The sequence below is a fragment of the Paraburkholderia ginsengiterrae genome, from assembly GCF_001645125.1.
GTDB classification, from domain to species: domain Bacteria; phylum Pseudomonadota; class Gammaproteobacteria; order Burkholderiales; family Burkholderiaceae; genus Paraburkholderia; species Paraburkholderia ginsengiterrae.
The window spans coordinates 1-22,612 of the sequence record NZ_LXKA01000011.1 but is presented as its reverse complement, the minus strand read 5'-3'; the positions used below and the strand labels follow the sequence as shown (position 1 = coordinate 22,612).

The window sequence follows — 22,612 nt, the reverse complement described above, 5'->3', positions numbered from 1 at the left end:
TCAATGCGCCGACTGTTCATCGAGCCCGTAGTGATCGGATAAAGCCTCATGCAGCGAGACAGCACGTTCGTCCATTTCGGTTGTCCAGTGTTCGTTGTCCCTGCATAAGCGTTGCAACTGCCGGCATTCGTTGACGAACTGCGGCTCCTGCATCACGACGAACGCACCGCTCGCGCTATGGGCCCAGCCGGCCAGCGCCTGTTTGTCCTCCGCATCGACGATCGCCAGCAATCTCGGCAAGTCTTTCTGCAGATGCTCCTTGAGCATTGCGGTGTAGCGCGCCTTATCGTCCTCGTGGAGTGGGGTCGTTGCAGTGCCAACGGAAGCAACGGGAGCGGAGGACGCGGCTGCTTGCGCTGACGCCAACTTGCCCGGCTCCGCCCGCGTCAGCGTGGGCACCACCGCAAGCAACGCCGCCTGCAATTCGCCCAGCGACGCGGGCTTGGTGACGGACCCGCTAAAGCCGAGCTCACGCCAGCCGTGCGCCTCATCATTTTCGGACGCGGCGCTGAAGGCCAGCACCGGCACTTCTGCCCGCTCCTCGCGCAGTGCAGCCAGCAGTTCGTAGCCGTTCATTTCCGGCATGTGGATGTCGGTCAGCACTACCTCGAAGCGCGCCTGATTGAACGACGTCAGCGCTTGCTTGCCGTCGTGCGTGATCGTAGGCACGCACCCCAATTCGGTAAGCTGCTCGTCGATCAGGCTCTGGATCAGCGGGTTGTCTTCCGCGACAAGGACCGTGAGGCCAAGCAACTCAGGATAGAGCACCGCAGGTTGCGCCACGGTGGGCGCCGGAGCGGGCGCCGTACCTTCCGCGACCAACTCGATGGCCGCCATCACCGCGGTCCGGTTGAATTCACTGACTTCAAGCACGCCTTCGCCGCGCGCCTCCGCTTGAAGCGGGCCGGCGCGCGTGATCCAGACGGTGCCGACCGGTTGTGAATCGCGCAGCGTCGCTATCGCGTCGAGATCGAACTCGCCGGAGACAATCAACACGTCGGGACGGTTCGCGCGCAGCGACGCCTGCGCGGCCGCCAGCGAGTCAACCAGGTGTCCCGCCCAGCCGGCACGCTGAAGCCACTGGTCCATCAATTCGGCGGCTTCGCGTTGGTAGGACAACACAAGCACGTTACCGCGTTGCCCGGGGGGCGCGGTGGGCGTGGACACATCGGCGGATGGTTTTGCGAGCGGAATCGATACGTTGAATGCGCTGCCCACGCCGGGCACGCTCTCCGCGAAAATCTTTCCACCCATGAGCTCGCACAGGCGCGCGCAGATCACCAGCCCGAGACCCGTGCTGCTTGCACCGCGCGACGTGCCCAGCTCGCCTTGCGCGAACGGTTTGAAAAGTCGTGCCAGCGTCTCCTCGCTCATGCCGGCGCCTGAGTCCGACACGCGGCAGGTCAATATCGCACGGCCGGGTGAATCTTCAATTACTTCGGCATGCAAAGTGATCTTGCCGCTCGACGTGAATTTGAACGCATTGCTCAGCAGGTTATTGACGATCTGCGCAATGCGAATGCGATCGCCAATCAAGGTCTGGTCGAGGGTCGGCGAAATGAGTGCATAGAAGCGGATCGCGCGATCGCCTCGCATAGGCGCATAAGTCAGGGCGATATTCTCGAAATCGTCGATGAGACGCATCGGCTGGTTGACGAGCATCATCGCGCCGGCGTCGATCTTCGAAAAGTCGAGCACGTCGTTCACGACGCGGCGCAGCGTGTCGGACGCCGCACTCAAGGCCGAGAGGCGCTGCAAATGCATCTCGAGACCGGGCGTGCGTGCGAACAGTTCGAGATTGCCGAGCAGTGCGTTCAGCGGCGTACGGATTTCGTGGCTCATCGCGGCGAAGAAATTCGTTCGCGCACGCATCATGGCGTCGGAAGCCTGCTGCGCGCGCCGCAACTCCTGTTCGAGCAGGGTCTGCGCGGTGACGTCGAGAATCGCGCAGAACAGCACGTTCTCACCCGCGTATCGCGCGGGCGCGTAGGTCAATTGCAAAAACCGCGCGGGCGGGCCGCCCTCATCTGACACCGGTGAGGTGGGCTGCATGGTCTGCTGCACTTGCAACGGCTCTGCGGCCACCACGAAAGCGGCGATCCGTGCAAACGCAGTGGCCGAAGGTCGGTCCGGCGTCTGCGCGAGAAATTCGCTCACGACATGTGGCGGCAGCCGCTTGCTGCCAGGCTCGATACGCAGCAACTCGGCGGCCAGCGCATTGGCGGTCAGAATGGAATAGTCGCTTTGGCGAACGATGCACAGACCGACCGGCGTCGCGCTGACCAGAATGTGATTGAGGGTTTCACTTTCCAGTGCGCGCGAGGCCTCTTCGAACGTCTTGCGCAGTAGCTGCAGCCCGAAATAGCGCGCCATCAGTGCAATTGCCAGCAGTATCAAAGCCGTGAAGCCGGCGATCACCGCGAGTTGCCAGCCAAGCGCGACGGCCAGCGCAGCCCACGGTGTAAAGCCGACGATGTAGCCGAAGTCAGGCTTCATCGGTTCGTGAAAGGTCGAACCTGCCAGCCCATAGTGGAATAGATGCGATGGCGTGGTGGCCACCGCCTGCTGCAGCATCTTGCCCGTCAAGGCGCTGATCGGCTTCGATGACACGACGATGCGCCGATCCGCGGACATCAGCAGTATCACGCCCTGCGTGTCGGGTGGCGCGATGCGCGCCGCGAGCCCATCGAGCGGAATGTCGACGCTGATCAGCGTGGTGGGCGTGTTGCCCTCGAAGTAGGCGCTCACCGCCGAAATCATTTGAACATGGTCCACCGGGTCGAGATACGGCCCCAGCCAGATGCGCTCGCCTTTGGCCGGCAGCTTTTTGCCGGTTTGCGCCTCGATCTGGCGTTCGAGTGTCGCGCGTAACGCCCTCACCCTCTCCAGTCGCTCCGGCGACGTGGGGGATGGACCAGGCCCCGCGGCTTTGTCCGCGACCGGTTGCGTGAGCGAAGGCAAGAAGACGGCATAGCCTTCCTGCAACCCGATCAGCGTCGCCCGTTGCTGCAATTCGAACGCCTGCTGGGTCGCGAGTGTCGACTGCGCCGCTTCGTAGAGACGCCCAAGTTTCTCGCCCAGCCGAGGCCCCCACGCGGCGCGCGTGGCTTGGTCGACCAGAATGTCGAAGTCGCCGTCCGCCTTGTCCGTCTTGCCGCGCGCGGCGCCGCTCTGGCGAATCGCCTGTTGTACGGCGTCTGGCGCCTGACTCACCTGGGGAGCGCGGTCGAAATAGTCGAGCGTGAACTGGACGCGGCGCAGGAACGACTCCTCGCGATGCAGGAGCAGGGAAATCTCGGCGGCATTCTGCGAGTCGAGGGTGCGGCGATAGTCGAGTAGCTTGAGCCCGTCGGCAATCACCAGGATCACCGCGACGATCAGCACGATCAGCATCAATACACCGATCGTCGCCAGATAAACCCGCCGCTGACGCTTCGCGTTATGCGCGAGGGAAGCGAACGCCTGCGCCAGTGATTCTTGAGTACTGTCGAGGATCTTCTGCATCGGCTCGTGTGGTGGGCAGATTTGCGCAGGCAGGCCGCTGCGCAATCGAGGAACGAGCTGCGCCTGCAACCCGCGTCTGAAACCCTTGTACGGCCGCAGTGTAGCCCTTTTGAAGGCATCGCGCGACGCACCCGGAACCGATTGAATAACCCTGCTTTAACGGCCCAGCGCTGCATAAACCTGAGTGGTTTACTGGGAAACCCTCAAGCGTAAGGGGTTATTTGCCGTTATGCCTTGCAACCCCGTCAGCACCGCGCCCATCGGCGCGTTAGCATCAGCAAGGAAAGCCATGCGCAATAACCAGCCTGTCACTGGGCAAGAGCACGAATTCCCCTCGTCACACATGCTAGTGTCCGCGACCGACCTGACCGGTCGCATCGAGTATTGCAATCCGGCCTTCATCGCCGTCTCGGGCTTCACGCGCGACGAACTGATCGGCCAGCCGCACAACCTGATCCGCCATCCGGACATGCCGCGCGAAGCCTTCGCCGACATGTGGGCGACGATCCGCGACGGCCGTCCGTGGACCGCGCTCGTCAAGAACCGGCGCAAGAATGGCGACCACTACTGGGTCCAGGCCAACGTCACGCCGGTGGTCGAGAAAGGCGCCGTGGTCGGCTATCTGAGCGTGCGCGTGAAACCGGAGCGCGACGCGGTGCGCGCCGCCGAGGCGCTGTATGCGCGCATGCGCTCGGGTAACTCGCGCGGCGCGCGATTGCGCCGCGGAGTGGTGGTGCGTACCGGTGCGCTCGGGCGCCTGCAGGCCCTCATGCGTCTGCCGGTCGCCACGCGCGCGGCAACCGGCTACGCGATCACGCCGCTGGCGTTGCTGCTGACCGGCCTCGCGGCATGGAACGGCGCGCCGCCCATGCCGTTCTGGATCGCGTTCGGAGTCGCCGCGGCGGTCAGCGTCGTGTCCTGGCTCGTGCTGGCGCGGCAGCTTGGCGCGCCGATCCGCGACATGTCGCGCGCCGCCATCCGGCTCGCCGCGGGCGATCTCACCGCCGATCTGGAAGTTGCCCGCCACGACGACCTGGGCGACGTGCTTCAGGCCTTGAACCAGCTGAAGGCAAATCTCGCGGCGATCGTCTACGACGTGCGCGCGCAAATCACCGGCATGCTCGACAACGCGCGCGAGATTTCCAGCGGCAATGTCGATCTCGCGCGGCGCACCGAGCTGCAGGCGGCATCGCTCGAGGAAACCGCTGCCACCATGGAAGAGCTGACTACCACTGTGCAAGCCAACGCCGACGCCACCGTGCGCGCGCTCGATCTGGCTCGTGACGCGCAGGCGGCGGCCGCGGTGGGCGGCAAGATCGCGGGCCAGGTGGAGCAGACCATGGCCGGCATCACGGCGGCTTCGCGGCGCATCGCGGACATTACCGGGGTGATCGACGGCATCGCCTTCCAGACCAACATCCTGGCGCTGAACGCCGCGGTCGAAGCCGCCCGCGCGGGCGAAGCGGGGCGCTCGTTCGCGGTCGTCGCGGGCGAAGTGCGGACGCTGGCGCAACGCTGCGCGGCGTCCTCGAAAGAAATCAAATCGCTGGTCGAAGCGAGTGCGACCGAAGTCGCGGCAGGCTCCGAACTGGTCGCCCGCACCTCCTCGCAGATGCGTGTCATCGACGAAGCGGTGGGCAGGGTGTCGTCGATCATCGTCGAAGTGGCGAATGCCAGCAGCGAGCAGGCGGAAGGGATTCGCCAGGTCAACCAGGCGGTCTCCCACCTGGACGGCGCCACGCAGCAGAACGCGGCGCTCGTCGAGCAGGCGGCGGCCACCGCGCAACGCCTCGCGGAACAGGCCGACGTGCTGGATGAGGCGGTGCGCCTGTTCACCCTCGCCGAGGCTGCCGCCGCGCCACGCGCCGCCGCTGCGAAGCGTCGGCGGCCTGCAACGGATCTGGCGCAAGCGGCGTCACGGCACCTCAGGCATCGCGCTGCCCCAGCCGCCGCCCATGACCACGAGCGGGAAGAAGCGACATTGATCTGATAGATCGGCGTTACTCCCACCTCGACAGCCGGGTATTGACGCATCACGATGGAAACCGTCAGCGCCCAGTTGGTTGCGGGGCAGGCTGACCCGAGTAACAACGGCGTTTAGCAGCCCGTCCCCTTTCAAGGACGGGCTATTTTTTTGTACGCCATGTGCGCCGGTTTGCATTTGCCTAACCGGTGCGCGCGTCAGGAAAATGACAGTCGCGCAGAAGTGGCGCACCTCCACAGGGCACGAAAAATGCGGCCGCCGAGCCGGGGAGTCGCGTTACACTGGCTGTCCGTGCCCGGTGTCTGAGCACGCGCGGGCGCACAGCGCCATACGGCGCGCGGGCAGGTGGACTGGCAAACGCGCGAGGCGTGACTATGGCGCGACAGACGGCACGCAATCCTGCCCGTACAATGGTTTAGTCAACAACGGAACGAGGACAACTTCGATGCGCACTACCGGGTCTTCCGGGTCAATGGCCCTGCTCACCGAATACGACGACGCAACGGCGCGCGAACTTCGCTCGCTGCGCCTCGAATCGACAGAAGACGGCAAAGGCATTCTTTTGATCGAAGTCGATGAGCGCAAGCCAGGCATACATCGCGAAGTGCGCTACGAAATTACGCCGGCCGAGCTGATTGCGGCAATTCGCGCGCATGGCGCCGAATTGCCGGGTGAACAGCATAATCATCGCCAATAAAATAAGCCGCGCGGCACTGACGCCCACGTGCCGCGCCCACAGCGCCAGCCGTTAATTGCCGGGTGGTCGAGCGTTCGCCGGACACGCATCGGGCATTATTACCACTCCGGAACGCCGCGCCGCTTTCATACTTTTTCTCGTTGTTCCAATCGCGCTTCCCATGCGCGTGTTAAATCACTCCATGTGCTCGCGGTAGCGCTTTCAACATTCGGATATCGGACATCTTTTCACGTCGGTTGCACGTCTTGAAAATGCGTCCATAATCTTCACATTCTGGTTTGCTTTCCTACCTGCGCCGCTCCCGAAAGGGCTGCGGATGTAAGCCGATGCTACATGATCTCGTCGAGCAATATGGGCCGGCGCTCGTCTTCGTGAACGTGCTCGCCGCCTCCATCGGACTGCCGGTCCCGGCAATGCCGTCGCTCGTGCTGTTCGGGGCGATGGCCGCCATGCATCCCGGCTCCGTGGGCACGCAGTTGGCACCCGTTCTCATCCTGTCAATCTTTGCCACGCTGATCGGCGACAGCGCGTGGTACCTCGCCGGCCGTATGTACGGCGGCAATACCCTGAAAACGATTTGCCGCCTGTCGCTTTCGCGTGACACCTGCGTCAAGAAGACCGAACGCTTCTTCGGCCGCTGGGGCGTGCGCGTGCTGGCTGTGGCCAAGTTCGTTCCGGGTTTGTCGATCGTGTCGATTCCGATGGCCGGCGCCATGGGCACGCGCTACCGCACGTTTCTTACCTACGACAGCATTGGCGCCGCGTTGTGGTCCGGCACCGGTCTGATCATCGGCGCGCTGTTCGCGCGGCAGATCGACATGCTGTTTGCGCTCGCCGGCCGGCTCGGCCGCACTGCGGCGCTCGTGGCCGTCGCGCTCTTGGCGCTGTACGCCGCCTATCGCTGGGTACGTCGGCGCCAGCTCATTTCGAAGCTCGCGTCCGCGCGGATCGAAGTCGACGAACTGGCCGAGCTCGTGAAGGCGGGCAAGACGCCGGTCATGTTCGATATCCGTTCGCAGGAGAAGCGCAAGCTCGATCCGTTCGTGATTCCGGGCTCGCAATTCGCCGACGAGCGGCAACTCGACGAGATCATCGCAACCTATCCGCACGATCAGAAGTTAGTCATCTACTGTTCCTGCCCGAATGAAATCTCCGCGGCATGGATGGCTAAACAGTTGAACGAAGCCGGCTTCGCGGACGTGCTGCCGCTGCGCGGCGGCATGGAAGCCTGGCGTGACTCGGGCAAGTCCGTGGACGCGCTGCCCGATGCGCCCCCACCGGAAGTGGCGGTCGACGAGGTCGCGCCAAAGGCCGTGTAGCGCGGCAGCGCACCTGCATCCGCGCCTTTGCGCGCCGCGCCGCTTCGCCTCCCGGTCAGTCAAACCATGAACACCGAAGGAGCGGTTTAATGCTTTCGTCTCAAGAAGTTCCGACTCAAGAAGCTGAAGGACAACCGCAAGCAGTCGTCGCTGACGCGCCGTTTTCGAATCTCTCGACGCGCATGCACCAGATGTTCCCCCAACTCACGTCCGCGGAGATCGATCGCCTGCGCAAGTTCGGCGAGCCCGGCCATTGGGCAACCGGTGAACTGTTGTTCGAGACGGGCCGCACCGGTCCCGGCATGTTCGTCGTGCTTGAAGGACGCGTGAAGATTTACCAGCGCGACGGTATTGGGCGCGAAGTCGTGATTGCGGAGCATGGCGCAGGGCATTTTCTGGCCGAAGTCGGTCAATTGTCCGGCCGCCACGCGCTGGTGAACGGCATGGCGCTTAGTCCGGTGGATGCGTTGCTGATCACGCCGGAGCGGCTGCGCGCGCTGATCATCGCCGAGGCCGAGCTGGGCGAGCGCATCATGCGCGCGCTGATCCTGCGGCGCGTGTCGCTCATCGAAAAGGGTGCGGGCGGGCCGATCCTGATCGGCAGCAGCAACGATGCGCGGCTTGTCATGCTGCAAGGCTTCCTGTCGCGCAACGGCCATCCTCATTCCGTCATTGACGAACGCGACGAGGACGCATTGCGTCTGATCGAGCAATTCGCCGCGGGGAAAGAAGACCTTCCTCTGGTGATTTGCCCGGACGGTTCGGTGCTGCGTCATCCCAGCATGCCGGAACTTGCGACCTGCCTCGGCTTGCTGCCCGACCTCGACGACTCGCACGTGTACGACGTGGCGATTGTCGGGGCCGGCCCTGCCGGCCTGGCTACCGCCGTGTACGCAGCCTCCGAAGGCCTCTCGGTAATCGTGCTCGACAGCCGCGCTCCGGGCGGCCAGGCGGGCGCTAGTTCGCGGATCGAAAACTATCTCGGCTTTCCGACCGGTATTTCAGGTCAGGCGCTGGCCGGCCGTGCGTTCGTGCAGGCGCAAAAGTTCGGCGCGCACGTCGCGATCCCGGTCAACGTGCAGGCGCTGCATTGCGCGGAATCGCCGCATCGGCTGGAACTCAAGTGCGGCGGGCATATCAGCGCGCGCGCCATTGTGATCGCAAGCGGCGCCGTCTACCGGCGCCCCGCGCTCGAAGGGCTCGACCGCTACGAGGGCCGCGGCGTGTACTACTGGGCGTCGCCGGTCGAAGCCAAACTGTGCAAGCGCCAGGAAGTCGTGCTCGTGGGCGGCGGCAATTCGGCCGGCCAGGCGATCGTCTATCTGGCGACCCACGCGGCCAAGGTCCACGTGCTGATCCGGCGCAGCGGTTTCGAAGCCACCATGTCGAAATACCTGATCGACCGCATCCGCTCGCTGCCGAATGTGTTCGTGCACCCGAATTCGGAGATCGGCCGGCTGGATGCCGACGAAAGCGGACTCGCATCGGTCGCCCTGAAAAAGCCTTTGCCCGACGGGACCGATCATTTCGACACGCGCCATTTGTTCCTTTTCACCGGCGCGGATCCGAACACCGACTGGCTGCGCACCTGCGGCGTGAAGCTCGACGAGAAAGGCTTCGTGCTGACCGGCACGAGCGCCGATGGCACGTCCGTTTGCGATCTCGCCACCACAGTGGAAGGGGTGTACGCAATCGGTGACGCGCGCGCCGGATCGACGAAGCGGGTTGCGGCCGCCGTCGGAGAAGGCGCGGCAGTGGTCGCGCAGATCCATCAACTGCTCGCGGTTTCGGCGGGTGAAGCGGTGGCGCTGGGCGCCTGATGGGTTCGAGCGTCTCGATCAGCCTGCCGGTCCGGGAACGGACCGGCGGGTAACCTGCTGTTACACACGCCTTCAACTGGTTGCACCTGCCTTGTTTTCTGTTTCGTAATATTGATGTCAGCCATTCGACAGCGAACGGCTGACTCTTTCGAAACAGGAGACAAGCATGACCCTCCGCACGATCGTTTTCGCCGCCATCGGCCTAGCCGCCGCTTGCGCATCGACGGCCGCCTCGGCCCGGGTGGATGTGGGCGTGTTCATCAACACGCCTGGCCCGGTGTACGCCGCGCCGCCGGTCTACGTGCCGCCCCCTGTCGTGTATGCGCCCCAACCGGTCTATGGCTACGGTTATGGCTACCGGGACGACTATTATCGCGAGCGCCGCTGGCATCACGACCATGGCCGCCATCGCGGTTGGGATAAGCATCGCGGGCGTGAGTGGTAAGCGGGTTTCCCGGTGCTTTCGGGCTACAGTAGCGGCTGACGTTCGAGCCGGGCCTTGTGTCCGGTTTCAGCGCCGTCACTCATCGCAGTCCCTCATTGAAGCGAATTACTGACCGACGCCCGCGTGAAGACTCTGCCGCTCTCCGCCGCCCGCACCCTGCATCTGGCGGCGCAAGGTTTGCTGACGCCACCGCGCCGCAAGGCCGTCAAAACCGACGTGCTCGACGCGATCCGCCGCATGGCGCAATTGCAGATCGATACGATCCACGTCGTGGCGCGCAGTCCGTATCTCGTCCTGTTCAGCCGGCTCGGCGCCTATCCGCAGGCATGGCTCGACGAGCATCTCGCCGAAGGGAAGCTGTTCGAGTACTGGTCGCATGAGGCCTGTTTCGTGCCGATCGAAGACTACGGCTTGCTGCGCCACCGCATGCTCGACCCGAGTGAGATGGGCTGGAAATATGCCGCCGAGTGGCACAAGAAGCATCGCAAGGACATCGACACGCTGCTCGCGCATCTTCGCGCGACGGGTCCGGTGCGCTCGGCAGACTTCACCCGGGACGCGGGCAAAGGCAACGGCTGGTGGGACTGGAAGCCGGAGAAGCGCCACCTGGAAGTGCTGTTCGCAATCGGCCAGTTGATGGTGGCCGAGCGGCGCAATTTTCACCGCGTCTACGACCTGACCGAGCGCGTGCTGCCGGATTGGGACGACGCACGCGATCTGCCGCCGGCGCACACGGTGACCGAAACCGTACTGCGCCGCACGTGCCGTGCGCTCGGTGTTGCGCGCGCCGATTGGGTCGCTGATTACTACCGGCTGCCGCGCCGTCCGTATCGTGACGAACTGCATGCGCTCGCCGATCGGGGCGAACTGATTCCCGTGCGCGTGGAGGGGTGGAAGCAGGACACCTATGTCCATCAAGACTTCGCCGCGATACTCGACGACGCCGCGAGCGGCAAGCTCGTCTCGACGGTCACTGCGGTGCTATCGCCATTCGATCCGGTGGTGTGGGACCGCAAGCGCGCCGCCGCGCTATTCGATTTCGACTATGCCATTGAGTGCTATACACCCGCGGCCAAACGCAAATACGGCTACTTCGTGCTGCCACTGCTAAGCCGTGGACGTCTGGTTGGCCGCGTGGATGCGAAAGCGCATCGGACCCAAGGCGTATTCGAATTGAAGTCGCTGCACATCGAACCGGGCGTGCGCCTGAGCGCGCGTCTTGCCGGCGATCTGCGCCGCGCGTTGCAGCGCTGCGCGGACTGGCACGGTACGCCGCAACTGGAAATCACCACCGCGCCGCCAGAATGGCTCGACGCATTAAGCGCCGCGGAGGCCCGGAGTGAAGTCCCCTCGGGGGACAGCGCCGCCGCATAAAGCTTCGCTCAATGGAGCACGTTCCACGCGAGCGACAGGGAGAACGCGCCCAGCACGATCGAGGCGCCGCGCTGCATCGTCACCGGACTGAGCCAGGCGAGCTTGCCGCTGCCGAGCGCCGCGCCGAACGCAATCCACGCGAGCGCAATCGGCACCAGCAGACACGCGAATATCAGCATCGCGAAGACGTAGGCCGGCAGGGACGCGAAAGCGGCCGCCGGAAAGATCGTACCGGCGAACAGCAAGCCCTTCGGATTGAGCAACGTCGCCACGAACAACGTACGCATGCCGCTTGCGCGCTGCGTCGAGTCGGGCAACGCAACCGCCGCGCGCCACATAGCGACGGCAAGATAGGCGATGTACACGCCGGCCGCTACGCGCAGCGTGGAAGGCAACCAGGGTAGCGCTTGCGCCGCTTGCACGAGAAAGCGACCCCACACGGAGATCGAGACGAGATAGCCGCCTAGTTCCGCTGCGATCAACGGCAAAGACCGCCGCATGCCCTGCCGTAAGCCCGCCGACGCCAGCAGCGTATTGGTGGGCCCCGGCGTAATCAGCACAACGACAATGCCGGCGGCCAGCAACGCGATTGCAGACGCTGAGAACATAAAAAAGGCGCCATGTTGGGAACAGTGCGCCTTTTTACCATAGACAGAAGCGCCGCCGAAATGTGGCGGCGCAATGCGAACCGTGCCGCCCGCGGGCGACACGCCACCGGCTTCAGCGATCCAGCTTGGCGCGCAATTCGCGGGCGGCTTCGAGCAGCCCTTCATAACCCGAACGCGCATGCTCCGGCAGATCGGGATCGCCAACAAACGCGCCGAGCGTTTCGATCAGGCTGTACAGAATGCCCTTCGCGGCACCGGACGCAATGCTGCCTGAAGTGACCTGCTGATCGACGTGACTGAGCGCGGCGTCGAGGTGCTCCAGATCGGGCCGGTCGCCTTCGGGCGGGTTTGGCGAAACGTCTTTCGTCATGATGAAACTGCGCTCCTGTTGATGATTCGGTAAATACGCCATCCTTTCACGTTGTTATATACCGATCATGGGTTGCCGTCTATTCGTGGCAATGTCGCACCGGGTGTGCGCACCCTCATCGACAGGTTCGTTGGGATATTTAAGAGCGCGCCTTGAATGATTAGCAGGACTATCGCACCTCGAGTCCCGAAAAATCTCACCGTAAGCGTTTCCGATCGTTTTTAGGCTCCCGAAAACGCTCACCTTAACGAGCGGGGCCGCTCAGGAGGTCCTCACCCGCCGCACAAAAATCCGCCGCGTAAGATCAAGCGCCACCAGATTGCCGGCCACCACCAGCAGCAAGCCAACCACCGCCAGCGCTGACCACTGATAGCCCTCGAATACCGTCGACGCCGCCAGCGCCACGATTGGAAACAGCACCGTGCAATAAGCCGCCCGCTCCGGCCCGATGCGTCCGACCAGCATCAGGTACGCGGTGAATCCGATCACCGAACCAAATATCGCAAGATAGGCGAGCGCGCCGAGATAACGCACAGACGGTTCGACCGTGAAGGAAAAGCCGGCCAGCGCGCTGCCCACCGTCAGAACGCCGGCGCCGATCATCATCGCCCAGCTATTCGTGGCGAACGGGTGCAAACCCATCGACTGCATCCGGCTCGACAGCAGATTGCCGGCCGAAAAGCACAGCGTTCCCAGAAACGCGATGCCAAGGCCCAGCCATGCCCCGTGATCGCCGAGATGTCCGGCCATCTGCTGGACAAACAGGCACACAATGCCGACCAGCCCCAACAACGCACCAGCGATCGCCGTGGGTTGCAGCGGCCGGCCCATGAACAGGCGCCCGTTGATCGAGTTGAGCAGCGGCGCGGTGGAAAACACCACCGCCACGAGGCCGCTCGGCACGACCTGTTCGGCGTAGTAGAAGCACAGAAAATTGACGCAGAAGAGCGCCAGCCCTTGCGCGACAAGGAATCGCCACGCGGCGCGCGGCGGCCAGATCGGGCGGCGCATGATGCGCAGCAGCGCGAACAGCACCAGCGCCGCGATCCAGAAGCGCCAGGCAATAGACACCGGCGGCGGAACCGCCCCAAGTTGCCATTTGATGGCGATCCAAGTGGTGCCCCAGATCAGAACGGTGACGGCATAAAGAGCCAGATTCATGGTCAAGCCTGCAACAGCGAATACGGGAGTTCATTATTCAGCAGCGTGGCCGGCCGCACTTGTCCAGGATTGCGCACTTTTTCGGGGCCGCAAGCCGACACCTGCGGCTCGCCGTATACTGGCGCTATCCAACCGTTAGATGAATGTTGCCCGTTTCGTGAACGCCAACCCGCCCGTCCCCGTGACTCCCGCGACCGATACGCCGTTCGGCCTTCAGTCGGTGTGTCATACGCTGAGCAGCGCCAATGCAAACCTGGACCGGTTCGCATGGCTCGGCGACCGGCTGGCCATCGCCGTCTGGACGCGCGACACGGAAGAAGCGGAAACCGTCTATGACCGGCCCGGCCATCACACGCTGTCGTGCTATCTGGACGGCGGCTATCGCACGGAACGCCAGAAAATACCGGGGCGTTACGGCGCGCCGTCACGGCTCTGCGCGCTGCCTGGCGATCATGAATCACGCTGGTGGGTGCGCGGCCACATGCATTTCATGCATCTGTATTTCCTGCCTGAGCACTTCACGCAGCGCGCCGTTCAGGAGCTCGATCGCGAACCGCGCGAACTGACGCTCGCCGACCGCACGTATTTCGAAGACCCGCGCATCGCCAGCCTGTGCCAATCGCTTGTCAACGAAGACTGGCGGGACCCCGACGGCCTGTTGCGCACCAATGAGGCCGCGCATCAGGTTCTGAGCCTGCTGCTGCGTGGGCAGGGCGTGCGCCGCGCGGATGCGTTGCTCAAAGGCGGGTTGTCGGTCGCCACGCGCCGGCGCCTGCGCGACTACATCGAGAGTCATCTTTCGCAAACGCTCACGCTCGGCGAGCTTGCCGGTGTAGCGGCATTGTCGGAATTTCATCTCGCGCGCATGTTCCGGACGTCGTTCGGGCTGCCGCCCGCTGCCTGGATCGCGCAGCAGCGGCTCGAACGCGCCCGCACGCTGTTGCGCACCACCACGCTGCCGCTCGCGCAAGTGGCCGAACAGTGCGGCTATGCGAACGCTAGCCATTTCAGCCACCGTTTCCGTGAAAGCGTCGGCGTCGCGCCGACCGCGTATCGGCAGGCCGTCGCCGCCTGATCGCGCGTCGGCGCGCTTCTTTGTACTACTGCAGCGCCATCGCCAGCACGCGCGCCACGTGAATCGCATCGACACCAGCGCCGTCGTGGATCTGATGCCGGCAACTCGTACCGTCCGCCACCATTAGCGTGTTGCCGTCCATCTTGCGCACCGCCGGCAACAGCGACAGTTCCGCCATAGCCTGCGACGTCGCGTAGTGCTCGGCTTCGTAGCCGAAGCTGCCCGCCATGCCGCAGCACGACGACTCCACCGTCGACACCTTCAGGTCGGGAATCCACTTCAGCACGGTTTGCACGGGCGTGAACGCGTCGAAGGCCTTCTGGTGGCAATGGCCGTGCACGAGGGCTTCCTGTTTGGCCAACGGCTTCAACGCAAGCTGCAGGCGTCCGGCCTTCTGCTCGTTCACGAGAAACTCTTCAAATAGAAACGCCTGTTTCGAGAGACGCTGCGCTTCATCGCCGAAGCCGTAGTGCAGGAACTCATCGCGCAATGACAGCAGGCACGACGGCTCCAAGCCAACAATCGGCACACCGCGCTCCACGAACGGCTTGAACAGATCGAGCATGCGCCGCGCTTCCTGCTTCGCTTCATCGACCAGACCGGCAGCGAGGAAAGTACGGCCGCAACATACGGGCCGTTCGCCCTGACGCGTATTGAAGTGCACCCTGTAGCCGGCGGCCTCCAGCACTTGCTGTGCGGCATGGGCATTCTCCGGTTCCATGCTGTTGTTGAACGTGTCGACGAACAACAAGACCTCTTTCAGAGCGGCACTCGGCTTCGCTTTGCCCGGCACGGCATGGGCCAGAAACGATTTCCTGAAACGCGGCAGGCTCCGCTCGGGTGCAAAACCCACGGACCGCTTGAACCACGCCGACAACACAGGCACATTGTCCGCCAGCGCCATCAACCCCGGCATTCGGCTCGCCGTCGCGGCGTAGCGCGGCATGAAGGCCACCAGCTTGTCGCGCAGCCGCAGTCCATGATGTTTGACACGCGCCGCCCGCGCCTCGATCTTGAACTTCGCCATATCGACGCCGGTCGGACAGTCGCGCTTGCAGCCCTTGCATGACACGCACAGATCGAGCGTGTCCTTGACTTCGTCGCTTGCAAGCCCCGCTTCACCCAGCTGACCGGAAATCGCCAGGCGCAACGTGTTCGCGCGTCCGCGTGTGACATGCTGTTCATCCTTCGTCACGCGATAGCTCGGGCACATGGTGCCCGCGTCGAACTTGCGGCAGTGGCCGTTGTTGTTGCACATCTCGACGGCTTTCGCGAGACCGCCGGACAGGTCGTTGCCGGTGCCCGGCGAGGTCTCCTGTCCCGTCAGCGGATCGCGCTCGACATTCCACGCCGACCAGTCGAGCGCTGTATCCATACGACGTTCCTGGTAGCCAGGCGCGAAGCGGAAATTGCGCGCGTCGTCCATCTTCGGCGGGCGCACGATCTTGTCGGGATTGAAGCGGTTCTCCGGGTCGAACAGCGCCTTGATCTCGGTGAACGCCTGATTCAGACGCGGACCGTATTGCCACGCCACCCATTCGCCACGGCACAGTCCATCGCCGTGCTCGCCTGAATACGCGCCCTTGTATTCGCGCACGAGGGCTGCCGCTTCGTCCGCGATTGCGCGCATTTTCGCCGCGCCGTCGCGCCGCATGTCCAGAATCGGCCGCACATGCAGCGTGCCGACACTCGCGTGCGCGTACCACGTGCCTTCCGTGCCGTACCGATGAAACACTTCAGTCAGGCGGCTGGTGTATTCGGCCAGATGTTCAAGCGGCACCGCGCAATCTTCAATGAAGGACACCGGCTTGCCGTCGCCCTTCATGCTCATCATGATATTGAGCCCGGCCTTGCGGACTTCCCACAGCGCCTTCTGTTCACTCGCGTCGGGCATCTCGACGAGCGAATCGGGCAAGCCGAGGTCCGCCATCAGTTCCGTAAGTTGCCTGAGCGAGGAGAGTTGCGCTTCGCGATCCTCACCCGCGAACTCCACCAGCAGAATGGCTTGCGGTTTGCCGACCAGCGCTTTGGCAATCACCGGACGGAACGCGGGATTGCTCATCGCGAGATCGATCATCGTGCGATCGACCAGTTCCACCGCCACCGGCTTTAGCTTGACGATATGCTGCGTCAGATCCATCGACTGCCAGAAGGTCGGAAAGTTGACCACACCAAGCGTTTTATGGACAGGCAGCGGCGCGAGCTTAAGCGTCAGCTGGCGGCTGAATGCTAGCGTGCCCTCCGAGCCGACCAGCAGATGCGCGAGGTTCGCGATACCGTCGTCGGTATAGGCACGCGGGTTCTGACAATCGAACAGGTCGATGTTGTAGCCCGCCACGCGGCGCAAGACCTTTGGCACACGCTCCGCGATTTCTTCGCGCTCGCGTTGCGCGATCCGCTTTACGCCCTCGAGAATCTGCTGCAAGCGACCGCCTTGCGGCGCATCCCGAAGCGAGGCGAAACGTGCTTCGCTGCCGTCAGCGAGAATCGCGTCGATCGCTTCGACGTTATGCACCATGTTGCCGTATTCGATCGAGCGCGAGCCACACGAGTTATTGCCGGCCATGCCGCCGATCGTGCATTGCGCGGCCGTCGACACGTCCACCGGAAACCACAGGCCGTGCGGTTTAAGCCAGGCGTTCAGGTGGTCCAGCACGACGCCCGGCTCGACCGTTACCGTGCGTGCGCCTGCGTCAAAGTCAACAATGTTGTTCAGCCACTTGCTCGTGTCGATCACGAGTGCTTCGCCGACCGTCTGGCCACACTGGCTCGTTCCCGCACCGCGAGCGAGCAGCGGCACGTGCTCGCTACGCGCGATGTCCAGCGCAATGCGCAGATCGTCCTGATCGCGCGGCACCACCACGCCGATCGGCGTGATCTGATAAATCGACGCGTCGGTCGCATAACGGCCGCGGCTCGCCGCGTCGAACAGCACGTCGCCGCGCAACGACTTGCGCAGATGCTGCGCAAGCGGGCTCGTCAGGCGCGATGAGGAAGGAACCAGATGAATCGGTTTGACGAGTAAAGCGGAGGTGGAGTTCGTCATAACGTCGGCCTATAGCGGAATCTGTCAAACCGGTTAGTACAGCGTGAGACTGACTGGCGCGAGCCCTTCAATGCGGCCGGTCGCCGTACCCGCCGTCTTAGGAAAAAACATTCCGGTGTACGAACCAGTTGTGATGACCATCTCCGGTGTCACAGTGATACCGCGCGAGGTGGCATGATTGACCAGCCACGTCAGCAGGCGCCGCGGATCGCCGGCCGGATTCGCGGGCGTAGTTTGAACTACGTCGTGTCCGTCGAAGCTGAATTGCAGCGACGGCGATACGAACGGAAAGTCCTCGCGGTACGGTGCAAATTCGCCGACGATCAGCGCGCCGTTGTTCTGCAAATCCGCGAGTTGGGCCAGTTTGTCGACGGTGGGCCACGCGGCGTAGCGGCTCGCTACGATTTCGATCGTCGCGCCGATCGAAACGATACCCGCCAGCACTTCCGTTTCGCTATAAGGCGCGGTGGACACACCGAAGCGGCGGCCGAAGCGAAACGCGATTTCCAGTTCGAGCCCCAACGGTGCAAAGATTTCGCGCGGCAGGCGCGCGCCGTCGGCATGCAAGTCGATGTCGGGCAATGGCGCGCCCTGGATCGGACCACTATCGGACTTCGCACCGATTTTCCAGCCGCCGATTCGCGCGCCGCATGCCGCGAGGATTTCGTGCTGAATTGCGTACGCCGCGTCGGCATCGGCCGGTAGGTGATCCTGAGGCACCGTGTCGAGCGTCACGTGATCGCGGCGCGCATCGGCGAGAAGGCGGCTCAATTCTGTCGTCATGTCGTCAAAGGCAAGGAGAGATAGGACAGTGCAGCGCGCTTACGCGCCGATGCGGGTAGGAACGTGTGCGTTATCGGCCGCGTTGAGCGCGAATTTGCTTTCCGGCTGCATGCGAAACGCAAGCACCACGCCGATCGCCATCAACAACATGCTGCCGACGAACGGCAATTCCCAACTGCCGAAGTAGTCGATCAGAAATCCGCCGACCACCGGCGAGATGATCGCGGCCAGCGCCGAGCCCGTGTTCATCATGCCGCTCGCGGTACCCGAGTATTCCGGCGCGATATCCATCGGAATCGCCCACATCGGACCAATCGTCATTTCGGCAAAGAAGAAGCCGGCCGCGAGGCACGCCATGGACAGATACAGACTGTGCGTGAACATCAGCGGAATGAGCGAGAGCAGGCAGAACAGCATGCAAACCGACACCATCCAGCTGCGTGCGCGCTTCAGACTGCCGGTGCGCTTGAAGATCCAGTCGGTCACGATGCCGCCGAGCGTATCGCCGAGTACGCCGGCAAAGAACACGACCGAAGCGAAGATCGCCGACTTCTGCAATTGCAGGTGATAGCTGTGCAGAAAGTATTGGGGAATCCAGCTCAGGAACAGCCACAGCGTCCAGCCGTAGCAGAAGTACACGATCGTGACCGGCCACATGCGGCGAAACAGTTTGCCCCACGGCACGCCGGCGGTTTTCGGCTTCGGCGCGGGCAGCATGGCGAGTTCGTCGCTCGTGATACGAGGATGATCTTTCGGATGTTCGGTAAAAGTGAATGCCCACACGGCAACCCACACCAGGCTGAACACGCCGCAAATGTAGAACGATTCGCGCCAGCCCCACGTGGCCATGACCAGCACGATCAGACCGGGCGCCACCGCGTTGCCGATACGCGACGCCGCATGCGTGATGCCCTGCGCGAAGCCGCGTTGCTCCTTCGCGACCCAACGCGCCATGGCGGAAGTGGCGGCGGGAAACGTCGCGCCCTCGCCGAAACCGAGCAGCACGCGCGCGGCCAGCAACGAGATCAGGCCACCGGCCAAACCCGTCAGCAAGGTCGCGACGCCCCAGATGGCGCCGCAAAAAATCAGCGTGCGTTTCGCGCCGAAGCGATCGCTCACCCAGCCGCCGATGATTTGAAAAATCAGATACGGGTAGGCGAAGGCCGAGAACACGAGGCCGACTTCCGTATGCGAGAGATGGAATTCCTTGCCGAAACCCGCCGCCGCCGTGCTGACGTTGACGCGGTCCAGATAGGTGATGAAGTACATGATGCATAGCATCACTAAAACGATACTGGTCGCACTGGTCACACGAAACCGCTTCATCGTCTCTCTCCATTGCATGTGTCGGCGACACGCGTGATAGCGCGCGCTGCACCGTTGTCCGGCGGCGCCTTGCGCTGCCGGACCATCGCGTGTTGTTCGGGGCCGCGTTCTATGCACGGCTTCGTCGAGGAAGTGCTCCCGGCCTTCCCCTTTTTTGCGCGGCGTGCTCAGGCTGCGGCTTTCAGGCCCGCGGCATGGGTCGGCTTGCTCAGCCATTCCATAGCGGCGGGCATGCCGCTGTCCTTGAGCGGCACGCCTGCCAGCCGCAGACCCATTTCGCAGCCGGCCAGCGTGGCCAGCAGCATCAGGTCGTTGCAGTCGCCCAGATGGCCAATGCGGAACATGCGTCCTTTCATCTTGCCGAGACCCGTGCCAAGCGACATGTCGAAGCGTTCGTAGATGACTTTGCGCACCACGTCGGCATCGACACCTTCCGGCATCTTCACGCCGGTGAGCACCGGGCTGTACACCGACGGATCGACGCACTGAATCTCCAGACCCCACGCGCGCACGGCACGGCGGGTCGCTTCGGCGAGACGCTCGTGACGGGCAAACACGTTGTCGAGCCCTTCGCCCAGAATCATTTCGAGCGCTTCATGCAGGCCATACAACAGGTTCGTGTTCGGCGTGTACGGCCAGTAACCGGTCTTGTTCATCTCGACGATTTCCCTCCAGTCCCAGAAGCTGCGCGGCAACTTTGCCTGCTTGCTGGCAGCCATGGCTTTCGGCGAAATCGCGTTGAAGCTGATGCCCGGCGGCAGCATCAAACCCTTTTGCGAACCCGACACGGTGACGTCCACGCCCCATTCGTCGTGACGGTAGTCGGCGCACGCGAGACCCGAGATCGTGTCGACCAGCAGCAGCGCCGGGTGACCCGCGGCGTCGATGGCGCGACGCACGGCCGCGATATCGGAAGTGACGCCTGTGGACGTTTCGTTATGCACCACGCACACGGCCTTGATCGCGTATTGCGTGTCGGCGCGCAAACGTTCTTCGATCATGTGCGGCTGCACGCCGCGCCGCCAGCCTTCAATACCCGGCAGACCGAGAAACTCCGGCTTCAGCCCGAGGTTTTCCGCCATCTTTTTCCACAGCGTCGCGAAGTGGCCGGTCTCGAACATCAGCACGTGGTCGCCGGGGCTCAGCGTGTTGGACAGCGCCGCTTCCCATGCGCCTGTGCCCGAAGCCGGATAAATCACCACCGGCTGCTGCGTCTTGAAAATTTTCTTGATGCCGTCGAGCACCTTCAGACCGAGTTCGCCGAACTCCGGGCCGCGGTGGTCAATGGTCGGGTAGCTCATCGCCCGGAGGATGCGATCGGGCACGGGGCTCGGACCAGGAATCTGCAAAAAGTGACGGCCAGCGGGGTGAAAGTCTAATTTGAGCATTGGGCTCCTCCGATTGAATTTTGCATGCAAAAAACTATATCAGACCAGGCGACGCGATCCCAAGGCAAAATTTGCCCGTCCTCACCAGTGTTTACCCTCGCTATTAACTAATCTTTGAGCTTCCTATAAAATCCGGCCTAATGGGATGGTGGGGTTTTTGTATGCAAAATTCTGATTACGAAGCAAGTATCGGTGCTTCGCCGCTGATGCCGAAGGTCGAGCGCCAGCGCTTGCACGACACGGTGGTGGAGCACATTCGCCGCTTTATCGTCGAAGGCGTGCTGGAGCCGGGCAAGAAACTGAACGAGCGCGAACTGTGCGAAACGCTCGGCATTTCGCGCACGCCGCTGCGCGAGGCGCTAAAGGTGCTGGCCGCCGAAGGGCTGATCGAGATTTCGCCGAATCGCGGCGCGTCGGTGTCGAAGATGTCGGAGGCGGAGTTGCGCGAGACCTTCGAACTGATGAGCGGCCTCGAGGCTTTTTCCGGCGAGCTGGCGGCGGAGCGCATGACAGCTGCCGAACTCGCTGAGATCAAGGCGCTGCATTACGCGATGCTCGCGTGCCGCACGCAAAACGACCTGGCCGGGTACTACAGCCGCAATCAGGCGATTCACGACAAGATCAACGAGGCGGCCCGGAATTCAGCACTGCGGCAGACTTATATCGCGGTGAACCGGCGGCTGCAGGCGCTTCGGTTCCGGTCGAATTTTCAGATCCCTAAGTGGGACAGGGCGATTCACGATCACGACGAGATGCTGAAGGCGCTCGAGGCGCGTGATGGGAAGAAACTGAGCGCGATTCTTCGGCAGCATCTGCTCGAGAAGCGCGATGCGGTTTTGCAGGTGCAGTCGCAGGAGGAGGCGGCGGGGTCGCCGTTGAAGACTTGAGGTCGCGGTGAGCGTTGGTTGCCTTTGGTGTCGGCATGGGTTGCAGGCCGGCGCCGGAGGCAAAAACTTGTCCACCTAAAATGTTGGCAAGCTTGTGGACAACGTTCTCACATCCCAGCCAAGTGGTTGATGTGATGGGAGTATTGGCTTGCGGTTCATGCGTGAGCAGAGGGGGAGTTTTCGTGGTGGGCTACGTGCGCAACGCGTTATGCCAATGCACGATCTGATGCTCTGGATCCCGAACTTCCAGTTATCCCCAGATTTTGTCGATAAGGCTGGGGACAACTTTCGCTCCGCGCCACCGAACACCTTGCCACATGGCTTTGCGAGCCATGTGCGGGGAAAACTAGCACTCCCCTGACGCGATCCAGCAGCCGTTGCTACAAGTCACTTGTTGGCTGGTCAGTGTCCGCAGGTTCTCCAGCCGTTCCATCCTGCCGACATCATCAAGGTTGAGCGGCAGTAGTTGGCGAGGATGCAGGATAAGCGCCGCAGGTTTGCAGCCATGTAGCTTCGTGTACTTCTCGATGCCGTCCACAATCCTCAACCCGGTAACAGCGGGGCTTTCTGGTCGTTTTCATGGAAATCACACCCTGTGATTCGCTTTCGTAAATATCATATCCTTTGATTTTTCCTGCGCCGCAGGTATTCCGCCTTCATCGCCCGTTGATAGGCCTCCATGCGCTGCCACGCATCGACAAACCGCACGTGCGGGCGATCACGGCGCGAACTGATTCGCCACGGTCTGCCCTGCATTTCGTACCAGCGCCACACAGCGGCTTCGCAGATTTGCTGTTCAGTGTCGGGGCAGGTTCCGTCAATCAC

17 protein-coding genes are annotated in these 22,612 nt (G+C 63.0%); 8 read left to right on the top strand and 9 right to left on the bottom strand.

What is annotated here, in order from left to right; all coding sequences use genetic code 11:
• Complete coding sequence (locus A6V37_RS00175) at positions 1-3,504, bottom strand: response regulator (RefSeq protein ID WP_064271134.1); 3,504 nt, start codon at positions 3,502-3,504, stop codon at positions 1-3.
• A gap of 289 nt (positions 3,505-3,793) precedes the next feature.
• Here A6V37_RS00175 and A6V37_RS00170 point away from each other — a divergent pair, with 289 nt between their 5' ends.
• The 6 genes from A6V37_RS00170 to A6V37_RS00145 all read left to right on the top strand — a co-directional run bounded on the left by A6V37_RS00170 (position 3,794) and on the right by A6V37_RS00145 (position 11,143).
• The gene (locus A6V37_RS00170) at positions 3,794-5,494 is read left to right on the top strand and encodes a methyl-accepting chemotaxis protein (RefSeq protein WP_064271135.1); all 1,701 of its coding nucleotides are present in this window, start codon (positions 3,794-3,796) and stop codon (positions 5,492-5,494) included.
• A 439-nt stretch (positions 5,495-5,933) separates the two neighbouring features.
• Positions 5,934-6,185 carry a hypothetical protein gene (locus A6V37_RS00165; RefSeq protein WP_007178686.1) on the top strand — a complete coding sequence of 84 codons (252 nt, stop codon included), beginning with the start codon at positions 5,934-5,936 and terminating at the stop codon, positions 6,183-6,185.
• Between the two features lie 326 nt (positions 6,186-6,511).
• Entirely contained in the window at positions 6,512-7,504 is a 993-nt protein-coding gene (locus A6V37_RS00160) for a DedA family protein/thiosulfate sulfurtransferase GlpE (protein ID WP_064271136.1), read from the top strand.
• 89 nt (positions 7,505-7,593) lie between these two features.
• The gene (locus tag A6V37_RS00155; RefSeq protein WP_064285635.1) at positions 7,594-9,324 is read left to right on the top strand and encodes an FAD-dependent oxidoreductase; all 1,731 of its coding nucleotides are present in this window, start codon (positions 7,594-7,596) and stop codon (positions 9,322-9,324) included.
• Between the two features lie 166 nt (positions 9,325-9,490).
• Positions 9,491-9,769: a hypothetical protein gene (locus tag A6V37_RS00150; RefSeq protein WP_064271138.1), complete on the top strand. Its 279-nt coding sequence runs from the start codon at positions 9,491-9,493 to the stop codon at positions 9,767-9,769.
• 123 nt (positions 9,770-9,892) lie between these two features.
• A complete protein-coding gene (locus A6V37_RS00145) occupies positions 9,893-11,143 on the top strand; it encodes a winged helix-turn-helix domain-containing protein (protein WP_064285634.1) in 1,251 nt (416 codons plus the stop codon).
• Between the two features lie 8 nt (positions 11,144-11,151).
• Here the strand turns inward: A6V37_RS00145 and A6V37_RS00140 are convergent, their stop codons facing one another.
• The 3 genes from A6V37_RS00140 to A6V37_RS00130 form a co-directional block, all read right to left on the bottom strand.
• On the bottom strand, positions 11,152-11,751 hold the full coding sequence (locus tag A6V37_RS00140) for a LysE family translocator (RefSeq protein ID WP_064271140.1): 600 nt from the start codon (positions 11,749-11,751) through the stop codon (positions 11,152-11,154).
• 112 nt (positions 11,752-11,863) lie between these two features.
• Positions 11,864-12,121, bottom strand: coding sequence for a hypothetical protein (locus A6V37_RS00135; RefSeq protein ID WP_064271297.1), 258 nt, complete (start codon positions 12,119-12,121; stop codon positions 11,864-11,866).
• Positions 12,122-12,382: 261 nt separating this feature from the next.
• Positions 12,383-13,282 (bottom strand): DMT family transporter, encoded by a 900-nt coding sequence (locus tag A6V37_RS00130; RefSeq protein WP_064271141.1) that lies wholly within the window; start codon positions 13,280-13,282, stop codon positions 12,383-12,385.
• Between the two features lie 139 nt (positions 13,283-13,421).
• Here A6V37_RS00130 and A6V37_RS00125 point away from each other — a divergent pair, with 139 nt between their 5' ends.
• Entirely contained in the window at positions 13,422-14,357 is a 936-nt protein-coding gene (locus A6V37_RS00125) for a helix-turn-helix domain-containing protein (protein WP_242665928.1), read from the top strand.
• 25 nt (positions 14,358-14,382) lie between these two features.
• On the opposite strand, the gene A6V37_RS00120 is transcribed toward A6V37_RS00125, so the two are convergent.
• The 4 genes from A6V37_RS00120 to A6V37_RS00105 all read right to left on the bottom strand — a co-directional run bounded on the left by A6V37_RS00120 (position 14,383) and on the right by A6V37_RS00105 (position 20,900).
• Positions 14,383-17,403, bottom strand: a complete 3,021-nt coding sequence (locus A6V37_RS00120) for an FAD-binding and (Fe-S)-binding domain-containing protein (protein WP_064285632.1) — start codon at positions 17,401-17,403, stop codon at positions 14,383-14,385.
• A 33-nt stretch (positions 17,404-17,436) separates the two neighbouring features.
• Complete coding sequence (locus A6V37_RS00115) at positions 17,437-18,186, bottom strand: 2-keto-4-pentenoate hydratase (RefSeq protein WP_064271143.1); 750 nt, start codon at positions 18,184-18,186, stop codon at positions 17,437-17,439.
• Positions 18,187-18,225: 39 nt separating this feature from the next.
• Positions 18,226-19,512, bottom strand: coding sequence for an MFS transporter (locus tag A6V37_RS00110; RefSeq protein ID WP_064271144.1), 1,287 nt, complete (start codon positions 19,510-19,512; stop codon positions 18,226-18,228).
• Between the two features lie 167 nt (positions 19,513-19,679).
• On the bottom strand, positions 19,680-20,900 hold the full coding sequence (locus A6V37_RS00105) for a pyridoxal-phosphate-dependent aminotransferase family protein (protein WP_064271145.1): 1,221 nt from the start codon (positions 20,898-20,900) through the stop codon (positions 19,680-19,682).
• A gap of 161 nt (positions 20,901-21,061) precedes the next feature.
• On the opposite strand from A6V37_RS00105, the gene A6V37_RS00100 reads away from it, so the two are divergent.
• The gene (locus A6V37_RS00100) at positions 21,062-21,787 is read left to right on the top strand and encodes a GntR family transcriptional regulator (protein ID WP_064271146.1); all 726 of its coding nucleotides are present in this window, start codon (positions 21,062-21,064) and stop codon (positions 21,785-21,787) included.
• A gap of 615 nt (positions 21,788-22,402) precedes the next feature.
• Here the strand turns inward: A6V37_RS00100 and A6V37_RS41170 are convergent.
• Positions 22,403-22,612: hypothetical protein (locus A6V37_RS41170; protein ID WP_167361425.1), on the bottom strand; the 210-nt coding region annotated here is incomplete at its 5' end.